The sequence below is a fragment of the Actinomyces sp. genome, from assembly GCF_030530635.1.
Lineage (GTDB): Bacteria > Actinomycetota > Actinomycetes > Actinomycetales > Actinomycetaceae > Actinomyces.
Genome location: NZ_JAUMUL010000010.1, coordinates 1 through 19,034, shown reverse-complemented (window position 1 = coordinate 19,034; position 19,034 = coordinate 1). Strand labels below are relative to the sequence as shown.

Annotated in this window: 19 protein-coding genes; 9 read left to right on the top strand and 10 right to left on the bottom strand. The window is 68.2% G+C overall.

All coding sequences use genetic code 11. The features are described from left to right. Positions 1–99: 99 nt before the first annotated feature. Positions 100–984 (bottom strand): EamA family transporter, encoded by an 885-nt coding sequence (locus tag Q4A20_RS04120; RefSeq protein ID WP_303120647.1) that lies wholly within the window; start codon positions 982–984, stop codon positions 100–102. Between the two features lie 25 nt (positions 985–1,009). Here Q4A20_RS04120 and Q4A20_RS15090 point away from each other — a divergent pair, with 25 nt between their 5' ends. Genes Q4A20_RS15090 through brxL form a run of 5 tightly spaced genes read left to right on the top strand, consistent with a single transcriptional unit; the run spans position 1,010 to position 7,066 of the window. Beyond that, the gene (locus tag Q4A20_RS15090; RefSeq protein ID WP_368502430.1) at positions 1,010–1,684 is read left to right on the top strand and encodes a BrxA family protein; all 675 of its coding nucleotides are present in this window, start codon (positions 1,010–1,012) and stop codon (positions 1,682–1,684) included. Beyond that, positions 1,567–2,217: an ATP-binding protein gene (locus Q4A20_RS04115; protein ID WP_368502433.1), complete on the top strand. Its 651-nt coding sequence runs from the start codon at positions 1,567–1,569 to the stop codon at positions 2,215–2,217. Before Q4A20_RS15090 ends, Q4A20_RS04115 begins: the two co-directional genes overlap by 118 nt. Then, complete coding sequence (locus Q4A20_RS15085; protein ID WP_368502432.1) at positions 2,160–2,384, top strand: Fic family protein; 225 nt, start codon at positions 2,160–2,162, stop codon at positions 2,382–2,384. The genes Q4A20_RS04115 and Q4A20_RS15085 overlap by 58 nt, the downstream gene beginning before the upstream one ends. After that, on the top strand, positions 2,381–4,921 hold the full coding sequence (gene pglZ, locus Q4A20_RS04105; protein WP_303120642.1) for a BREX-1 system phosphatase PglZ type A: 2,541 nt from the start codon (positions 2,381–2,383) through the stop codon (positions 4,919–4,921). Before Q4A20_RS15085 ends, pglZ begins: the two co-directional genes overlap by 4 nt. A 9-nt stretch (positions 4,922–4,930) precedes the next feature. Then, the gene (brxL, locus tag Q4A20_RS04100) at positions 4,931–7,066 is read left to right on the top strand and encodes a BREX system Lon protease-like protein BrxL (RefSeq protein WP_303120640.1); all 2,136 of its coding nucleotides are present in this window, start codon (positions 4,931–4,933) and stop codon (positions 7,064–7,066) included. A gap of 35 nt (positions 7,067–7,101) precedes the next feature. Here the strand turns inward: brxL and Q4A20_RS04095 are convergent, their stop codons facing one another. From Q4A20_RS04095 to Q4A20_RS04085, 3 genes are read right to left on the bottom strand one after another with little or no spacing between them, the layout of a single operon-like run. Next, complete coding sequence (locus tag Q4A20_RS04095; RefSeq protein WP_303120638.1) at positions 7,102–7,848, bottom strand: ABC transporter permease; 747 nt, start codon at positions 7,846–7,848, stop codon at positions 7,102–7,104. Next, complete coding sequence (locus Q4A20_RS04090; protein WP_303120636.1) at positions 7,848–8,639, bottom strand: ABC transporter ATP-binding protein; 792 nt, start codon at positions 8,637–8,639, stop codon at positions 7,848–7,850. The genes Q4A20_RS04095 and Q4A20_RS04090 overlap by 1 nt, the downstream gene beginning before the upstream one ends. A 45-nt stretch (positions 8,640–8,684) precedes the next feature. Further along, positions 8,685–9,344 (bottom strand): TetR family transcriptional regulator, encoded by a 660-nt coding sequence (locus tag Q4A20_RS04085; protein WP_303120633.1) that lies wholly within the window; start codon positions 9,342–9,344, stop codon positions 8,685–8,687. Between the two features lie 317 nt (positions 9,345–9,661). Between Q4A20_RS04085 and Q4A20_RS04080 the strand changes: the two genes are divergently transcribed. After that, positions 9,662–10,039, top strand: coding sequence for a hypothetical protein (locus tag Q4A20_RS04080; protein WP_303120630.1), 378 nt, complete (start codon positions 9,662–9,664; stop codon positions 10,037–10,039). A gap of 237 nt (positions 10,040–10,276) precedes the next feature. On the opposite strand, the gene Q4A20_RS04075 is transcribed toward Q4A20_RS04080, so the two are convergent. The 4 genes from Q4A20_RS04075 to Q4A20_RS04060 all read right to left on the bottom strand — a co-directional run bounded on the left by Q4A20_RS04075 (position 10,277) and on the right by Q4A20_RS04060 (position 13,334). Beyond that, positions 10,277–10,636: a DUF86 domain-containing protein gene (locus tag Q4A20_RS04075; protein WP_303120628.1), complete on the bottom strand. Its 360-nt coding sequence runs from the start codon at positions 10,634–10,636 to the stop codon at positions 10,277–10,279. Continuing rightward, positions 10,633–10,920 (bottom strand): nucleotidyltransferase family protein, encoded by a 288-nt coding sequence (locus Q4A20_RS04070; RefSeq protein WP_303120626.1) that lies wholly within the window; start codon positions 10,918–10,920, stop codon positions 10,633–10,635. Before Q4A20_RS04070 ends, Q4A20_RS04075 begins: the two co-directional genes overlap by 4 nt. 78 nt (positions 10,921–10,998) lie before the next feature. Then, positions 10,999–12,066, bottom strand: coding sequence for a zinc-binding dehydrogenase (locus Q4A20_RS04065; protein ID WP_303120624.1), 1,068 nt, complete (start codon positions 12,064–12,066; stop codon positions 10,999–11,001). A gap of 401 nt (positions 12,067–12,467) precedes the next feature. Next, entirely contained in the window at positions 12,468–13,334 is an 867-nt protein-coding gene (locus tag Q4A20_RS04060) for a 16S rRNA (uracil(1498)-N(3))-methyltransferase (RefSeq protein ID WP_303120622.1), read from the bottom strand. Between the two features lie 55 nt (positions 13,335–13,389). Here Q4A20_RS04060 and Q4A20_RS04055 point away from each other — a divergent pair, with 55 nt between their 5' ends. After that, the gene (locus Q4A20_RS04055) at positions 13,390–14,241 is read left to right on the top strand and encodes a YggS family pyridoxal phosphate-dependent enzyme (protein ID WP_303120620.1); all 852 of its coding nucleotides are present in this window, start codon (positions 13,390–13,392) and stop codon (positions 14,239–14,241) included. A 52-nt stretch (positions 14,242–14,293) separates the two neighbouring features. Here Q4A20_RS04055 and dnaJ read toward each other — a convergent pair whose 3' ends face one another. Further along, on the bottom strand, positions 14,294–15,415 hold the full coding sequence (gene dnaJ, locus Q4A20_RS04050) for a molecular chaperone DnaJ (RefSeq protein ID WP_303120618.1): 1,122 nt from the start codon (positions 15,413–15,415) through the stop codon (positions 14,294–14,296). A 78-nt stretch (positions 15,416–15,493) separates the two neighbouring features. Further along, positions 15,494–16,564, bottom strand: coding sequence for a heat-inducible transcriptional repressor HrcA (hrcA, locus tag Q4A20_RS04045; RefSeq protein WP_303120615.1), 1,071 nt, complete (start codon positions 16,562–16,564; stop codon positions 15,494–15,496). A 186-nt stretch (positions 16,565–16,750) separates the two neighbouring features. Here hrcA and Q4A20_RS04040 point away from each other — a divergent pair, with 186 nt between their 5' ends. Further along, a complete protein-coding gene (locus Q4A20_RS04040; RefSeq protein ID WP_303120612.1) occupies positions 16,751–17,830 on the top strand; it encodes a DUF3097 domain-containing protein in 1,080 nt (359 codons plus the stop codon). Between the two features lie 122 nt (positions 17,831–17,952). Continuing rightward, positions 17,953–19,034: carboxylesterase family protein (locus tag Q4A20_RS04035; protein ID WP_303120609.1), on the top strand; the 1,082-nt coding region annotated here is incomplete at its 3' end.

The window sequence follows — 19,034 nt, the reverse complement described above, 5'->3', positions numbered from 1 at the left end:
GGTGCACATGCTACCGGCCTGCCGAAGTAACCGCCGAGGTCGGTAGAAGTTACGTGCCGAGGTCGGTAGAAGTTACGTGCCAGAGGCCAGAACCGCTAATCAGGCCACGGTCATCACCAGCGTGCCGACGACGAGCAGGAGAAGTCCGCCCAGATACCTTCGACCGAGCCGCTCCCTCAGCACGAGCATGGAGAAGCCGACCGCCACTACTACGCTCAGCTTGTCGATCGGGACTACCACGCTGGCGGGCCCCACCGCAAGGGCGCCGAAGTAGCACAGCCAGGAGGCGCAGGTGGCCAGGCCGGAGGCGAGCACCCAGGCCAGTTCGGAGCGCACGATCGGCGGACGCGCGCCGCCGCGGGTGCTGATGGCAACCATGCCCCAGGCCATGACCAGCACCACCACGGTGCGTATCGCGGTGGCCAGGTCGGACGGAATATCGGCCACACCGAGCTTGCCGAGGATTGCGGTTAGAGCGGCGAAGAAGGCGGAGCCGCAGGCGTATGGCAGCCAGCTACCGCCCGGGCGCAGACCGGTGGCGATAGAAGTCGGGAGGGCGCGCAGATCCGCCGGGTCGAGCATGAGCGCCGTTCCGAGTGTTATCAGCAGCAGGCCGATCCAGCCCTGTGCCCGCACCGACTCACCCAGCAGCAGGGCCGCGAGCACAACGGTGATCACCGTGCTCAGCTTGTCCACGGGCACCACCCGGGAGACGCCACCCAGTTGCAGGGCGCGGAAATAACACAGCCAGGAGGCACCGGTGGCCAGGCCGGATAGCACCATCCAGCCCAGCCCGGTCGCACTTATGTGCGGCAGGGCGCGGATAGAGCCACTGAGCAGGGTCATGGCCCAGGCACCGAGGAGGATCACCGGAGTGCGCAGCGCCGTGGCGAGCGTGGAGTCCGTGGTGCGCACCCCGAGTTTGGCCAGGATGGAGGTCAGTCCCGCGAACAGGGCGGAGCCGCAGGCCAGGAGAATCCACACGGTTTCACGTTAGTCCGACTTCCCGATGTGGGTAATGCCTGTCTTGTTGAACTCCCGCCCGGCCCCGGTACCTCCCAGCCCAGCTCCGCCGAAACCGATGGAGGTTACGTCCCGAGATCGGTGGCAGCGCCGCGCCTGCCGGCTCTGTCCGGATCGGCTAGGGTTGCTCCGTTGTTCAGCGGCAGTGAATCCCGCGATCGGGAGGTGCGAAGCGAGTGGTGGTTCGGTGAGTAGCGATCTGGGCGCCGTGGTGACGACCTCCGAGCCGTATCGGCTGTCCTTCGTGGTGGGCGGGCTTCTGGCGACGGAGGCCACGATTGCCGCTCCGCTGTACCTGGAGTTGCGTGACTGGGAGGCGGTCAGGCAGGCGCTGAACGCCGGTAATCTGCTGCATGCACGTACCCGGTCGACGGCGGTCAGGCTCACCCGCGAACTCATCCAGCGGCTGTCGGTGCTCACCGATGCCGAGATCGCCTACCTGGACACCGCTTCCTGCCCTCCGCCTGGGTCCAGTGCGGGCGCCTGCGCGGCCCGCACGGCACTGACATCTTCGACCAGACCGAGATCCACGGCCCCATGCCGCTGGCCGTCGACCCCGCCGTGGAGTTCCTGCTCAAGCACGCCTACAAGACCGCGGTCTTCGGCGAGGTCCGGCGCCGGGATGTCTACTCGATCCCCATCGAGCCGATCCGCGAGGTGATCGTCAACGCCCTCGTCCACGCCTCCTATGCGGAACGCGGAACACCCATCCGCATCGGCTTCTACGACGACCGCATCCAAGTGGACAGCCCCGGCCTGCTGCTGCCGGGCATGACCATTGACTCCATGCGGCGCGTGTCCCGCCTGCGTAACCCCGCCCTCGCGCGCATCTTCCGCGAGGCCGGGATCATGGAGCAGTGGGGCACCGGCGTCCAGCGCGTCTTCGAGCAGGTGGCCGAGGCCGGCCTGCCCGAGCCCATCATTGAGGAGATCCAGGACCGAGTGCGGGTCACGATCTACGTGTCCAGCCACGATCCGGCCAAGGTCAGTGAACAGGCGAGCAAGTCGGGCGCGGATGGCGGTGCTCCAAGCGAACCGGGCGAATCACCAAGTCAGGGCACCAAGTCACTAAGTCGGATCACCAAGTCAGGGCACCAAGTCAGTCAGACACAGGTGCTGATGCCTACCGTGCCGCGATCCTCTCGTTTCTTAGCACCGCGGATAGGACTCGCGCAGAACTTCTGTCCCAAATAGGGCTGAGCAACGAGACACGCAATGTGCGTCGCCATCTCGAACCCCTGCTCGAAGCCGGGCTGGTCGAACGCACAATCCCGGACAAGCCCCAAAGCCGCCTTCAGCGCTACCGGATCACCGACGCCGGCCGCACCTACCTGCGCAACCTCACAGGAGACGCCGAATGAACGCCATGTCAGCCATCCAGCGTCAACTTCGCGAGCGCTTCGCCCGCCCCGGAGAAGCCGGACGGATCGTCATCTGGTCGGACCCGGAAGGCAGGTACGGCGGCTCTCTCGATGACCTCAACCTGCCCGACGTCACCGTGTTGCAGGTCGAGAGCAATGAGTTCGCCATCAAGCGCCGGGTACTGGTCACCGAGCCGAAGACCAAGTTCCTACTCTACCGCCACCGCCAGCCAGATACGCCGGAGACCGTGACGGACAACTGGCTCAAGGACATGGAACTCGCTTACGGGACCTTCACCGCGGACCACGACTCACTCCTTGCGCAGGAACTCGGGGGCGGCCCGGCGCTGCGCCGCGTCGTCGAGCAGTACCCGCGCTTCTTCGACAGTAAGCGACGCCGTGAGGAGCTCAAACCGCGACTGCGTCCGAGCGACGACGCTACTGCCATCACTGCCTCCATGATCGCCGTCGTGCTGGGCACCGATGAGCGCTCACTGGAAGCGCTCTGGCGGAAGCTGCTGAACGAGAACGCAGAAGGAAAGTCGGACGGCATTGATGAGATGACCCGCCTGGGACTGGCCGACTTTCATTGGGAGGGTACGCGCGACATCTACGGTTACTCCCCCGACGAAGCACCCAGCGTCGATGACTTCGTGGCGTGGCTGTTCAACCGGGCATGGGAGCAGTTCTCCCCCACCCAGGCGGACTTCGGCGCCGATCAGTACGCCAATATCCGCCGTGACTTCAGCACCTGGCACAACGACTTCAGCTTCGCCCCCACCTACCGGGTCCTGGCCGATCGCGCGGCAGAGCTACTCGGCATCGACGAGCAGGTGGCCGACCTCTCCCTACCCGAGCTGCTGGATCGGAAGACATTCCCCCTGGTGGACCAGGAACTCGTCCGCCGTCTGGCACGGCAGGTGCAAGAACACGCCCTCGCGGACATGGAAGTGCAAAACGCAGTACACGGTCGCACCGCTCTGCCGTGGTACAGCGAGTTCGAGCACGGCTATGGGGCCGTCAGCGCGGCATCGGCCCTGCTGACGCGTATCGACTCCGGCTCCTGGAACGCCTCCTCCCCGCAGGAGGGCTTCGACCACTACACCCAGCAGTGGTTCTCCATCGACCAGGCCTACCGGCAATTCAACCGACACCTCGACCTCTATGAGCCGGACTCCCCCCTCGACGCCCTGAAGACGACGGTCGAAGCCGCCTACATCAATGACTTCCTGACTCCCCTCGGACAGACCTGGCGCAAGCAAGTCGCCGGCATGGAACGCTGGCAGATCGAATCGGTCCCCTCGGCCACGTCCTTCTTCACCGAGCAGGTCAGTCGACCTTGGCTGGACAAGGGCAAGAAGGTCGTCGTCATTGTCTCCGACGCGCTGCGCTACGAGGTGGGTGAGGAACTGGGCCGACGCATTAGCCAGGAGGACCGCTTTACGGCCCGGCTGTTCGCCATGCTCTCGGCCCTGCCGTCCTACACCCAGCTCGGCATGGCTGCGCTGCTGCCGCATGAGTCGCTGGCCTTCGCCGACGCCGACGACGGATCGGTTGAAGTTGACGGCGCGCCCAGCGGAGGAACCGAGAACCGGGCCAAGCTGCTCGCGCCCATGGGCGGCACCGCGATCCAGGCCAATCAGCTCTTGAGCCTAAAACCCGGTGAAACCCGGGAACTCATCAAGAACCACCGGCTGCTCTACGTCTACCACAACCAGATCGACGCCACCGGAGACAAGCAGACCACCGAGCCGGACACCTTCCGTGCCTGTGAAGACGCCATCGCAGACCTGATCAGGCTCGTCAAGAAACTGGCGAACGCCAACGTCAACAACATCCTCATCACCGCCGATCACGGCTTCCTCTACCAGGAGAGCCGCCTGGAGGAGCAGGACTACCTGTCGGTCAAGCCACATGGTGACGCCCTACTGCATGTGAACCACCGCTTCGTGCTGGGGCGCGGTCTCAAGCGGGACGCCGCGTTCATCACCTACTCCCCCAACCAGCTCCGGATGTCCGGGGATATCGAGGCGCAGGTGCCCGGATCCATTCACCGCATCCGTACGGCGGGCTCCGGCACGCACTTCGTGCACGGCGGGGCTTCTCTTCAGGAGGTCGTGGTGCCCGTCATCGCCGTCAACAAGCGGCGTTCCTCGGACACTCATCAGACGCCCGTCAAGATCGTCGCCGAGACGAACAGGATCACCACCGGGCAGATCACCGTCATGCTGTTCCAGCAAGAGCCGGTCAGCGAGAAGGTCAAGCCACGCCGTCTCATCGCAGGCCTGTACGCAGGCGACACATTGATCTCCGACGAGGTCACGGTGGACTGCTCTCAGGACTCCGCAGAGGCCCGGGACCGGTTCTTCCCAGTCACCCTGGTATTGAGCAGGGACGCGGATACCTTCAACGGTAAGACCGCGGAACTACGGCTGGCCGAACCGGTCGGCTCGGAGCGCCGTCCCTACGGGGCCAAGGCCCGTTTCACCCTGTCGCGCACCTTCACCAGCGACTTCGGCGCCGACTTCGACTTCTAGGATGCAAGCATGACCACCCCGCAGCCTACCGAGCCGGAGCCCACTGAGCCGAAGCCGACCGACCAGGTTCAGCGCCCCGACCCCACACCGCTGGACCGCAAGATCGCGGCAGCATTCCCCGGCGTCGTCGTGCGCAAGGACCTCGTCAAGGCCGTCAAGGGCAACGCCATCGTGCCCACCTACGTGCTGGAGTACCTGTTGGGCCAGTACGCCGCCACGGACGACGACGCCACCATTCGCTCCGGCATTGAGCAGGTCAGACGCATCCTCCGGGACCATTACGTGCACCGGGGCGAGAACCGACTCATCCAGTCGCGTATCCGGGAGAAGGGGCGCCACCGCGTCATCGACAAGGTCTCCGTCTCCCTCAACGAAAAACTGGACATCTATGAGGCCGAGTTCTCCAACCTGGGCATCAGCAAAGTGGAGATCGGCGCCGAGACCGTGCGCAACCACCCCAAGCTACTGACCGGCGGGGTCTGGTGCATCTGCGACATCGTCTACGCCTACTCGGGCGACCCGAAGGACGTTCCCTGGCGGCTGCACTCACTCAAGCCCATCCAGCTCTCGCGCCTGGACCTGGATTCCTACACCACCACCCGCGAGCAGTTCAGCACCGAGGAGTGGATCGACCTGCTCATCCAGTCCATAGGCTTCAACCCCGCCATGTTCGGCCCTCGGGCCAAGCTCCTTCACCTGGTGCGCCTGATCCCCTTCGTTGAGCGAAACTACAACCTGGTGGAGCTTGGTCCCAAGGGGACCGGTAAGTCGCACATCTACTCTGAGTTCTCGCCTCACGGCATGCTGATCTCCGGGGGTGAGGTGACCGTGCCGAAGCTCTTCGTGAACAACGCCTCCGGCAGGATCGGCCTGGTGGGCTACTGGGACTGCGTCGCCTTCGACGAGTTCGCCGGCAAGAAGAAGCGGGCCGACCGCGCACTGGTCGACATCATGAAGAACTACATGGCCAACAAGTCCTTCTCCCGTGGCGTCGAGACCCTCGGCGCGGAGGCCTCAATGGTGTTCGTCGGCAACACCTCCCACACCGTGCCCTACATGCTGAAGAACTCCGACCTGTTCGAAGAGCTGCCCGAGCAGTACCACGATCCCGCCTTCCTGGACCGCATCCACTGCTACGTGCCCGGATGGGAGTTCGAGCAGATCCGCGGCGAGATGTTCTCGTCCGGCTACGGATTCGTCGTCGACTACCTGGCTGAGGTGCTCCGCTCCCTGCGCGACACCGACTTCTCCGACCGCTACCAACGCTATTTCACGCTGTCGGAAGACCTGTCCACTCGCGACCGGGACGGCATCCACAAGACCTTCTCCGGCCTGATGAAACTCGTACACCCCTCCGGGCAAGCCAGCCCCGAAGAGATCAGCACTCTGCTGCGGATTGCACTCGAAGGCCGTAAGCGAGTCAAGGACCAGCTCATCCGCATCGATGACACCATGACCGCGGTCAGCTTCAAGTACACCCACGCCGGGCAGACCCATACGGTGACCACCCTGGAGGAGGACGAGTACCCGGAGCTGTACCACCGGGAACCTGAGCCATCCCAGTCGCCTGAGGCCAGCACCGAAGACACCGGAGAGGCCTCGCCGTCCGCCGACGCAAAGGGGACGGAGCCTGCGGCCGCCCGTACACAGGGCTCTGAACTTAAGGAACAACACCTCGAGTTCGCCGATGGCAGGCGCGGCTTCACCTACGACCGCTATTTCGGTCCGTATCTGCGCGCAGCAACCCGCATCGAAGTCGTCGACCCGTTCATTCGTCAGCCCCACCAGGCGCGCAACCTGATGGAGTTCCTTGAGACCGTCGCGAAGTACACGGACACCACCAATGAGATCACCGTCCACCTGACTACGAAGCGCGATGAAGAGCCGCGCTATGTAGCCAGGCAGCAAGAGAACCTGGAGACGATCCGTACCAACTCTGCCGTCGCCGGCATCAGCTTCGAGTATTCCTTCAGCGAGACGATCCACGATCGCTCAATCACCACCGACACCGGCTGGATCATCATGCTGGGGCGCGGGCTGGACGTGTTCCAGCCCTTCGACACCGACTGGCTCGACCTGCGCCTGCGCCAGCAGTACTTCCGCCAGGTCAGGGAGTTCACGATCGCCTACATGCGCAAGCAATAGCCAGCCGCCCGCGCCTGCCTTCCCCCACGCCGCCCTCACCGCACCCGCCGCGGCACGGTCAGGGCGGCCACCGCGAGGATCGCCACCCCCACCCCGGCCACGAGCCCCAGGTCGGCGGCGAAGGCGGCGGTCGGCGCGGTGTTCGCGCTCAGCTCGCCGACGGCATCGACGGCCCAGCTCATGGGCAGCACGTTGCTGCACAGCTCCAGCACGCGCGGCAGCTGGTCGCGGGCCACCAGCAGCCCGCACAGGAAGATCTGCGGGCCGATGATCACCGGGAAGAACTGCACGGCCTGGAACTCGGTGCGGGCGAAGGCGGATACGAACAGCCCCAGCGCCACACCGAGGAAGCCGTCGACCAGTGCGGTGAGGATCACCCACACCCAGGGGGCGGCGATCTGCACCCCCAGGCACCAGGCAGCCACCGCGCACAGCAGCAGCGACTGACCCACGGCGGTGGCGGTGAAGGCGGCGGCGTAGCCGAGCAGCAGATCGGCGCGGTGCAGCGGCGTGGTCCACAGCCGCTCCAGGGTGCCGGAGCCGCGCTCGCGCAGCATGGTGACGCTGGTAACCAGAAACATGACGACCAGCGGCAGGATCGCCATCATGGCCACGGCGATCCGGTTGAACAGCTGCTCTCCGTGGGGATAGTCGTAGTAGACGAAGTACAGCAGGGTCAGCAGCGCGGCGGGCACCACCATGATCAGTCCAAGGGTGCGCCGGTCGGCGGCCAGCTGCGCCAGCACCCGGCGCACGGTAGCGGCGAAGGTGCGCGCGTTCATCACTCCTCCTCCCCCTGCTCCGTTCGCCCCGCCCGCCGGACGACGTCGAGGAAGGCCGCATCGAGCGTGTCGGCACCCGTGCGCTCCAGCAGCTCACCCGCAGTCGTGTAGGCCAGGAAGCGGCCGGAGCGCATGAGCAGCACACGATCGCAGTGGAAGGCCTCATCCATGACGTGGCTGGAGATCAGCAGGGTGGCGCCCGCATCGGCCAGTTCCCGGAAGGTGGCCCACAGCCCCTCCCGGGTCAGCGGGTCCAGGCCGACCGTCGGCTCATCCAGTACCAGCAGTTCCGGGCCGGCCACCAGGGCGCAGGCGAGCGAAACCCGTCCGGTCTCACCGCCGGAGAAGGTACCCACGCGCCGGTCGGCGAGCCCGGTCAGCCCCACCGTGTCCAGCGCCTCGTCGATGTCGCGGGCGCGCGCCCCGGCGAGTGCGGCGAAGTAGCGCAGGTTCTGGCGGGCGGTCAGGTCCTTGTACACGGCCGCCGCCTGGGTGACGTATCCGACCCGGCCGCGCACGGCGGGCGTGCCCGGCCGCTCCCCCAGGACCCTCGCCTCGCCGTCGTAGCGCTGCACGCCGACGAGCACCCGCATCAGGGTGGTCTTGCCGCAGCCGGAGGGCCCCAGCAGGCCGGTGATGGAGCCGGGCCGCAGGTCCAGGTCCAGGCCGTGGAGTATCTCGGTGCCGCCGCGGCGTACCCGCAGTCCGCGCACGTGTACCGCACTGCCGACAGCCGCCGCGACGGTCGGACCGGCGGGGCCGGCGACGGCGCCCAAGCCATTTTTCATCATGTGATGAATATATGGGAGCGGCAGCGGTCCGGCAAGGACTGCGGACTACTCCCCGGGCTCTTCCACGGCCTCTAAGTCCTCGACCTCCTCGACCGGGCCATCGTGCGCATCACCGAGGTCACCGGTCAGGTAGTGCTGGATCACCGGACCCACGGCGGCCGCGAGTTCCTCCGGGCTCGCGGCGGATACGGCGTCGAGCCGGGCGACCCAACGCGTCATTCCCAGTCCGACCAGGTGTCCGGCGATGAGTTGGGAGCGCAGCCGCACCCGGTCGGGTGCCACCTTCGCGACCAGCGGAGTCACCAGGGCACCGACCACAAGGTCGCGCACCCGCGCCACCACGGCATCGTTGGTGAGTGCCGCACGCAGCAGCGCGGAGAAGCGATCCTCGCCCATGCGATCCCACTGAGTGATGAATACGCGCACCAGTGCCGCCCCCTGCCGGGACGGCGGCTGGCGGCGGACATCGTCAAGCACGCTCGGGTCCATTGGCGGCCCGTCCGGCCCGTCATAGACCGCCTCCACGAACAGGTCGGAGCGCACCTGGAAGTAGTGGTGCACCAGCGCCGGGTCCACACCCGCCTCACGTGCGATGCCGCGCAGCGAGGTGTTATAGCCATCGCGGGCGAAGGCTGCGCGGGCCGCCTCCAGAATCGCCCGGCGGGCATCCGGGCTCCCGGCCCGCCTGCGCCCTCGTGACGCCATCCGCTCTCCCCTCTGGGCCAGTGGTCACTGACGCCAAGGATACGTTCCGAATTCGTGTCATACCCCCTGGAGACACTTGATTCGTAATTCTTTCAGCAACCCGCCTTGACCACCCGAAGAAAGGGGGCTTGAATAATGAAGCGACGGGACCTTATCCGAAAGCTGGAGGAGGTCGCCCGTCAGAAGGGCGAGCGGCTTGTGCTCAGCGAAGGCAGCCGCCACACCAAGGCGACCATCGGAACATGGAGTGAGCCCATCCCCCGGCACCGGGAGATCAACGAGATGACCGCACGAGCAATCCTTCGAAGGAGCAGACGATGACCAGGATTGAAGCCACAGCGCAGTACTGCGACGGCTGGTGGGCAGTGGAGTTCACTCTCCAAGGGCACGAGTACTCCACCCAGGCGCGCCGCCTCGATGAGGTCGTTCCCATGGTAGCCGATGCCGCGGCCCTCATGACAGGACAGCCGGCCGATGACTTCGAGGTGCGCTACAAGGTTAGCAACGCCGACTACGTCGAAGCCGTCGAGCAGTACAAGGCGGCCGCACAAGCCTCAGCTCGGGCCAGTGCTACCGCGGCAACCGCCTCACGGCACGCCGTTACGCTGTTGCGCGCTGACGGCCTACCGCTGCGCGACATTGCCACTCTCATGGGCGTCAGTACCCAGCGAGTCTCCCAACTGGCTCGGGGTTGAAGTCGAGGGACGGGCATGCACGAATACATGACCCCGCAAGCCCGCGCCGTCCGAACTCACGCACCGGCCGATCCGGCCACGTCACAGACGAGCTTGCCGGTCTGGTGGCCCCGGGCGAGCCGGGCGTAGGCACCAGCAGGTGAGGCGTGGTAGGCGTTATTCCCGCGCGGGGCGGCGGAAGCCGCCCCCGGGGGGGGCCTCTCGGGGTGGCCGCGCGCGTGCATCGAGTCTCTCGTCTTACGGGCCGTAGCTATCGACCAGCCTGCGAAACCCATCGAGGTCATGTTCGAGCGTCTCCCACACCGTCACAGGGTCGAGCGTGGCCTGATAGTGCGCCATGACATTGCGGATGCCCCTAGCCTCTCGCCATGGAAGCTCCGGGTACGCGTCAACCACCTCCTGAGGCATTCGCGCAACCGCCTCACCAAGAATCACCAGAGCGTACGAACCGGCTGCAAGCTGGGTTGGATCATCAGCGGAGAAGAAAGCCTCTGCCCCTTTCGCCACAACTGCATCCGCCAAGTCGAGTGCGTCGCGCATTATCGCCAAAGCCGCGGCCCGCTTCCCCATGGCAGGGCCGCTTTCACCTTCGCTCACAGCGGCACCGCCTCGTGACGGACAGCGTCAGCAAGCCCCGCGCGCGAGGAGACCAAATCGACGCGTACGCCCAGCAGCTCTTCCAGGTCAAGCGCAAGACCCGACAGAGCGAGAAGCCCCGTCCCCTCGCACGGAGTAACAAGAAGGTCAATGTCAGAACCCTCAACATCGTCTCCGCGCGCTGCCGAGCCAAAGAGCATCGGATTCTCGAATCCACGCTCAAGTATGCGGCGGCGCACGTCGTTGCGATGTTCGGCGAGCGTTTCAGACGGTTTGGGGCTCATACATTAATCGTATAGGCCGATGCAAGGCCTGCCGGGTATCGGGCAGGCCAAACTGCGGCGAAGACACGCCGTCCGGACTCATGCACCGGCCGGTCCGGCCACGTCGCAGACGAGCTTGCCGGTCTGGTGGCCCCGGGCGAGCCGGGCGTAGGCGTCGGGAACCGCTTCCAGCGGCACCACCTCGGCCACGCGGGCCTTAAGCTGCCGGGCCGCCATCTTCAGCAACTCGGTAAGCATGGCGGCCAGGTCGGCGCGGTCGCGGGCCGTGCCGGCGGAGTATGCGGCACCGAGGGAGATCTCGTGGATCGACGGCGAGAGGGTGAATCCCGGGATGGTCGCCAGATCGGTGCGGCCGGCGGTGAATGCCAGGCCGCCGTTGAAGGCGAGCGCACCCAGGTTCGCGGTAGCGGAGCCGGCATCGACGGCGTCCAGCACGGCGTCGACACCGCGCCCCTGCAGCGTCAGGGCGCGGGCCGCCGCGGCGATGGCGGCGGGACCGGAGGTGGCGCGGTAGTCGATGACCTCGTCGGCGCCGAGCGCGCGCACGGCCTCCGCCTTGGCTGTCGACGCGGTGGCGATGACGCGGGCGCCGAGGCTCCGGGCGATCTGAACGGCGTAGCCGCCCACTCCCCCGGCTCCGGCGGTGATGAGGATCGTCTGCCCGGCGGTCAGACGCAGGCGCTGCACCAGCGCCTGGTATGCGGTCATGCCGGCACAGGGCAGGGCTGCGGCCTCTGTGGCTGAAACAGCCTCGGGCACATGCTCCAGGGCGCGGGCGTCGACGACGACGTACTGCGCCAGTCCACCCGGGCGCCGTAGGTCGTGGTGCAGAGCGACGCGGTCGCCGACGGCGAGGTCGGGACGCAGCGCGGACGCGCCGTCCTCGGCTGGGGTGGTGACGCCGGGGCCGAGGGCGTCGATGGTGCCGGCAACGTCGAGTCCAAGCACGTTCGGCCAGGTCCAGGCGGGGTTGCCGCCCCGGGCGACCTTCCAGTCGACCGGGTTAAGCGAGCAGGTCTCCACGCGCAGTCGGAGCTGTCCCGTGCCGGGTTCGGGGATGGGCGTCTCCCCGATTCGCATTGCGGAGGCCAGATCCGCGGGCCCGGCCGGCCGGTCGAGCAGTAGGGCGGTCATGGTGTCAGGCACGGTCTCCTCCTGGATTTCCGGCGGCGGATCAAGCCTGTGGCGATGCGCCCAGACGAGCCGGCCCCGCCGCCTTCACGGTCTGTTCGCATCGTATCGCCGCGCCCGCACACCGGTCCCGGCAGAGGACGTCGATGCGCCCGAATTCGTGGCAGTGGGGAGTGGGATCTTGTACGCATGATGCCTCCGACCCGGCGCGCACGCCGTCACGCGACGCCACGCACTTCCGGCGCATCCTCGCCGCGAAAAAACACGCGATGGATGCGGAACAAGAACTGGCTCGCGCCGTCGCCGACGCTCGTGCGGCCGGTGAGTCATGGACAGTAATAGGCGCCGCCCTAGGCGTCTCGAAGCAGGCCGCGCACAAGCGCTTCGGCCACTCCTCCCCCCGCCGAAGACCCGTCTCAGCCCCACAGACCGGTGCGCTGGGCGAGGACAGCGAGCGCGACCGGTCCGGCCGATGCCGTGCGCAGCACATGCGGCCCCAGGCGCACGAAGAACGCCCCGGCGTCCTCCAGCGCCCGCACCTCCGCGTCGCTGATGCCGCCCTCTGGCCCGACGACGACGGCGAGCACCGGCGGCTCGCCCACGCCACCATGCGGGTCGTCCTCGTTTGCGTCACGCACCTGAGAGGACACGGCACCCACCCGGGCGGCCTCCGGCAGCGACACATCACCGATCGGCCTGGTCGCCTCCTCGTGCAGAACCAGCACCGTCCCACCGGCCTCGCACACCTGCCCCGCCCATGACGCCAGCCCGGCCGTATCAGTCAGCTCCCCGACCTCGGGGATACGGGCCCGCCGCGACTGCTTGGCGGCCTCGCGGGCGGCGGCCTGCCAGCGCTGGCGCCCCCGGACGGCCTTCACGCCGCGCCAGACGGACACACAGCGCTCGGCCCACCACGGCACGATCAGGTCCGCGCCGACCTCCGTCGCGGTCTCCACGGCCTGCTCATCGCGCCCGCCCTTGGCCAGCGCCTGCACCAGCACGAGCCGCGGCGCCGCCTGGGGCTCCGCCACCCGCTCGACGACGCGCACCTCCAGCCGCTCCCGCCGTCCACCGCCGGCGGGAGCGTCGCTCACTTCACACACCAATCGCAGGCCGGCGCCGTCCACCAGGTCCACCCGCTCCCCCGGGCGCAGCCGCCGCACGGCCACCGCATGGTGCGCCTCCGGGCCGGTCAGGGTTAGTAGGGACCCGGGAGCAGCCGTGGCAGCCGCCCCGGCGGGCTCGACTGTTTCGGGAGTGAAAACGAAGACGGGCGCAGTCACCGGTCCAGGGTACGTTGACAGGCACGTCCACGACGCAGTGCTAGCGTCACGGGATATGAATGAACCCGCATCCCTCCCGCAGCCTCAACCGCTTGTCCCGTCACCGAACGCCGCACTCCCGCCCGTCGACCGCCCGGACGCGGCATCCCCGTCCGGAGCAGCAGCTGCAACCGCAACCACGGTGGAGGACTTCCGCCGCAACCTGGCCGCCGTGCGTGCCCGCATCGACGCGACCGCCCGTGCCGCGGGTCGGGACCCCGGCGAGATCCGCCTGCTGCCGGTGTCCAAAACGGTGCCGGAGGAGCGTCTGCGGGCCGCCCATGCCGCCGGTATCACCCAGATGGGTGAGAACAAGGTGCAGGAGGCCAAGCGAAAGGCGGCGAACCTGGCCAATCTGGGCATCCACTGGGCGCTGATCGGCCACTTGCAGACCAACAAGGCCAAGGACGTGGCCGTCTTCGCCAGCGAGTTCCAGGCACTGGACTCGCTGCACCTGGCCGAGGCCCTGGACCGGCGGCTACAGGTGGCCGGACGCGGCCTGGACGTGTACGTACAAGTCAACTCCTCCGGTGAGGCCTCCAAGTTCGGCTTGGCCCCGGAGGAGGTTGCCGGTTTCCTGGCGGCCCTGCCGGTCTACTCGGCGCTGCGGGTGCGGGGCCTGATGACGCTGGCAGCCCACACCGATGACGCCGCCCGCATCCAAGAGTGCTTCCGCATCATGCGCACACTGCGCGACGCCGGCCTGCAGGCGGGGACCGTCGGTGAGGGTGAGTTGTCCATGGGCATGAGCGGGGACTTCGAGTTGGCGATCGCCGGCGGCTCCACGTGCGTGCGCGTGGGCCAGGCGATCTTCGGGGCGCGTCCCGCCCCGGGCTCGCCGAACCGGCCCGGCACCGGCGCGAAGTAGCCCATAGCGGCGTCGGGAGTGCCGGGCCGCCGGGCCCCGCCCGGTACCCGGCTCAGCGCCCGGAGAATTTCTCCTTGAGCTTGCCCATGACGGACTCGTCCTTGGGCGGCGCGTAGCCGTCTTCCCCGCGCGAGGAGGCCAGTTCGGCCAGCAGTTCACGCTGCCGGTCGTTCAGGCGCGTGGGAGTTTCCACCACGATCTGCACGCGCAGGTCGCCGCGGCCGGAACGGCGCAGCCTCCCCACGCCCAGGCCGGACAGTACGATCTCGTCCCCGCCCTGAGTGCCGGCACGCACCGAGACGGTACGTTCGCCGTCGAAGGTCTCCAACGGAAAGGTGGCACCCAGCGCGGCGGCCGTCATGGGCACACGCAGCTCGGTGTACAGGTCGTCGCCCTCACGGGTGAAGGCCGAGTGCTCACGCTCGTGAATCTCCACGTACAGGTCGCCGTTGGGGCCGCCCGCCAGACCGGCCTCGCCGCGGCCGGACATGCGGATGCGCGTACCGGTGGAGACGCCAGCAGGAATGTTGATGTCGATGGGGGTGCGCACGTGCTTGCGGCCCTCGCCGTCGCAGTCCCTGCAGGGGGAGGCGATGACGGTGCCGTAGCCCCGGCAGCGTGGGCAGGGTGAGGAGGTGACCACGTTGCCCAGCAGGGATCGCTGCATGCGCTGTACGGAACCCTGCCCGTTGCACTCCGCGCAGGTCACCGGCGAGGTACCGGGCGAACAGCAGGAGCCGTGGCAGGTTTCGCAAACCACATAGGTGTCTACGGTCACGTTCTTGGTGGCGCCGAAGACGACGTCGGCCAGGTCCACATCCACGGCCAGCAGCGAGTCCTGGCCGCGGCGTGTGCGTGAGGCCGGGCCGCGGGTGGCGGCACCACCGAAGAAGGCCTGCTGGAACAGGTCGGAGAAACTGCCGAAGTCGCCGGTGAAGCCGCCGCCGAAGCCGTTGTTGCCGTGCAGGGCGTCCTCACCGCCCAGGTCGTACATCTGGCGTTTCTCGGAGTCGGACAGGACCTCGTAGGCGGTGGAGACCTTCTTGAACTCGTCCTCGTGCCCCGGGCCGGCGACGTCGGGGTGTAGCTGGCGGGCCTTCTTCCGGTAGGCCTTCTTGATCTCCTCGGTCGTGGCCTGGCGGGTGACGCCGAGGACGTCGTAGTAGTCGCTCACGCTTGCTGGTGTTCCTTCGTGGTGATGATGCTGTCGGACGGTTGGGGAGGCGTGCGTCGACGACGCCCCGCAGGCGGGTCAGCCCGAGCGGCCGCCCTCGGTTCCGGTCAGGAACCGGGACAGGTAGCGGGCGACGGCGCGTACGGCCGCCATTGTGGCCGGATAGTCCATGCGAGTGGGGCCGATTACACCCAGGTGGGCAACGGCATCTCCGCTGCCGGGCCCATAGGCGGCGGAGACGACCGAGGCTTCAGCCAGTGCCTCCTCGTGGGTCTCCGAACCGATCCGCACGGTGGTGCCGGTATCATCTGCGCCGCCGCGGTCGGAGGCATCGGCGGAGGTGAACAGCCGCAGCAGTACCACCTGCTCCTCGACGGCGTCCAGGAGCGCACCGATGGCGGTGAAGTCCAGGGAGCGGGCAAGGTTGGCGGTGCCGGCGACCACGATGCGCTCTTCGGCGTCGGGCCGCAGGGCGGTGATCAGTTCGTCTGCGACCGCAGCCAGGACGGTGCGCTCATCCTCGGAAGCCTGCTCGGCGAGTGCGGCCAGTACGGGGACCACCTCGGCGGCGCGGCGGCCGACCAGGGCGGTGTTCAGTCGTAGACGCAGCCGCTCCAGGACCGCCGGATCCGCCATCCCGTCCGGGCCTCGGCCGGACAGGCTCACGGTGCGCTGCTCGACGCGCCCGGTGTCGGTAATGATGACCATGAGCAGGCGGGTGGGGCCGAGGGCCACCAGTTCCAGGTGACGCAGGGTGGTGCGGCGCAGGCTGGGGTACTCGACGACGGCCAGCTGACCGGTCAACTGGGCGAGCACGCGTACGGTGCGGGCGACGACCTGTTCCAGGTCGACCGCCCCTGATAGTAGGGCGTTGATGGCGGCGCGTTCGGGGGCGGACAGGGGTTTGATGCGGGCGACCTCGTCGACGAAGCGGCGGTAGCCCTTCTCGGTGGGTACGCGGCCGGCACTGGTGTGCGGCTGGTGGATGTAGCCCTCGTCCTCCAGGGTGGCCATATCATTGCGGATGGTGGCCGGGGAGACGCCCAGCCGGTAGCGTTCCACCAGGGCGCGTGAGCCGACCGGTTCGCGGGTGCGCACGTAGTCGGTGACGATGGCGGACAGCACCTTGAGTCGGCGGTCATCCGACATGGGCTCTCCTTTCTCATCTGCCGCGGGGCGCGGGCACCGTCTGCGTTCGGGGCGGCCGTGGCCGAGCCGCCCGGCCGGGGCGCCGACCGCCACCGGTTAGCACTCACGGTGCGCGAGTGCCATCCTACGCCGTGTCGCGGCGAGTCAGCAGGGGCGGGCACGTGACCTTCCCCTACCGTGCCCTGAGTGAACACGTCTCCGCCCCGCCGTTCGGGCCCCATTCCCGGAGCCACCGCCGCCCGTCGCCAGGCCCTGCGCGAGCAGGCAGCACGCCAGCAGGCGCGGGCGGAAGCACAATCCGCCTCGGATGGCGCCCGCAAAGCCGGCGGAGCCGGCCGGACGCCGCAGCGGGCCACTACCCCACGGCCATCGGCGCACAACCGCTACGGCGGGGATGTGCTGTCGGTCGACCCCCACCGGGTGGGCCCGACGGCGATGCGACCGGAGTCGGAGCATGTGGCCCTCATGCGCGGCATGGTGCTGGAGGATAGGCAGACTGGTTTCGTGGGCGCCGCGGTGGCGGTGGAGAAGTCCGGCGGCAAGCACCTGGTGGTGTTGGAGGATCGCCGGGGGGTGCGCCGCGCGTTCCCACTGGGGCCGGGCTTCTGGCTGGAGGGGCGGCCGGTGATCGTGGACCCGCCGACCCCACGCAAACGGCCTCCGGCCGGGCCGGTCAGTGCGGGCGGGCGCAGGCTCACCGCCTCTGGCTCCTACGCAGTTAAGGACGAGCGGGCCCGGGTGGCGCGTGCCTCGCGGATCTGGGTGGAGGGCAAGCACGATGCCGAGTTGGTGGAGAAGGTGTGGGGCGACGACCTGCGCCATGAGGGCGTGGTGGTGCTCATGCTCGACGGCGTGGACAACCTTGAAGAGGTCATGGCCGATTTCAAGCCCTCACCGCAGCGGCGGGCCGGGGTGCTCGTGGACCATTTGGTGCCCGGGTCGAAGGAGTCGCGTGTCGCCGAGCGGGTGCGCGCCATGCCCGGCGGGGAGCACGTGCTGATACTGGGCCACCCGTATGTGGACGTGTGGCAGGCGGTTCGCCCCGAACGGGTGGGGCTGCGGGCCTGGCCGGAGATTCCGCGCGGAACCGACATTAAGCACGGCACCCTGGAGGCGCTGGGGTGGCCGCACGCCGACCAGGCCGATATCGCCCACGGCTGGCAGCGGATCCTGGCCACGGTGCGCTCTTATAAGGACCTGGAGCCGAGCCTGCTGGGCCGCATGGAGGAGCTCATCGACTTCGTCACGGCGCCGGGCACGCGCTGAGCGGCCGGGACCGCGCCGGCCGGCCGGGAGCACGCTGTCCAACCGGGCACGCGCTGAGCGGCCGGGCGCACGAGCGACGCACGAGCGGCGCACGACCCTCCGACTCACAGCCGACACACACGATGACCTTCCCCTTCCCCCAGGCCACCCTCACAGGATCGTCCCGACAGCCCTCAGGGGCCGGCGCCGTCGAGGCGACCGGCGCAGCCAGCTGCAACCGCCAGGGCACACGCGAAGGGAACACCAAGCACATCATGAACGTCTCGCGCCGACTCGTCCTCCAGACCATCCCCCTCGCCGCCGTCCTCGGCGGCCTGGCCGCCTGCGGCTCCTCCACCGACACGACCAGCAGCACCACCGCCACGACCGCCGCCGCGGGCGCTGAGGACCTCACGCCCACCGACCCGTCCCTGGCTCTGGACAGCGCCGCCTGGTCCTACGACGCCGAGGGCGACGTCTACTACCAGATCGGCCTGGCCTACGGCTCCTCGATCCAGGACGCCTCCTACGAGACCCTCTCCGTGTTCCTCCCCGGCGCCTACGTCTCCGCCACGGACAACGGCGACGGCACCTACACGCTCACCCCCGCCGACGGCTCGGTGGGCGCCTACACCTCCGCCACCGCCCCGATCGTCCTGCCGGTCAACACGCCCGGCTACTCGGCGCAGTCGCCTGTGAGCGAGTACTCCTACTCCACCATCCAGCCCTACATGGAGGCCGGACTCATCTACGTCGTCGCCGGCCTGAGGGGCAAGAACTCGACGACGCAGGACGCCGCCGGCAACGCGCCCTGGGGCGTGACCGACCTCAAGGCCGCCGTGCGCTACGTGCGCTACAACGCCGCCTCGCTGCCCGGCGACGCCGAACAGGTGTACGTCTTCGGCCACTCCGGCGGCGGCGCGCAGTCTGCCGTCATGGGCGCCTCGGGCGACAGCGCCCTGTACACGCCCTACCTGACGGCCATCGGGGCCGCCACGACGGACCCGGAGGGCAACGCGCTGTCCGACGCCGTCGCCGGCGCCATGTGCTGGTGCCCCATCACGAGCCTGGACGAGGCCAACGCCGCCTACGAGTGGAACATGGGCCAGTTCGCCTCCAGCGGCACGCGCGCCGAGGGCACGTGGACCGAGGCCTACTCCAAGGACCTGGCGGCGGCCTACGCCCAATGGGTCAACAACGCGGGACTGACCGACGCCGACGGCAA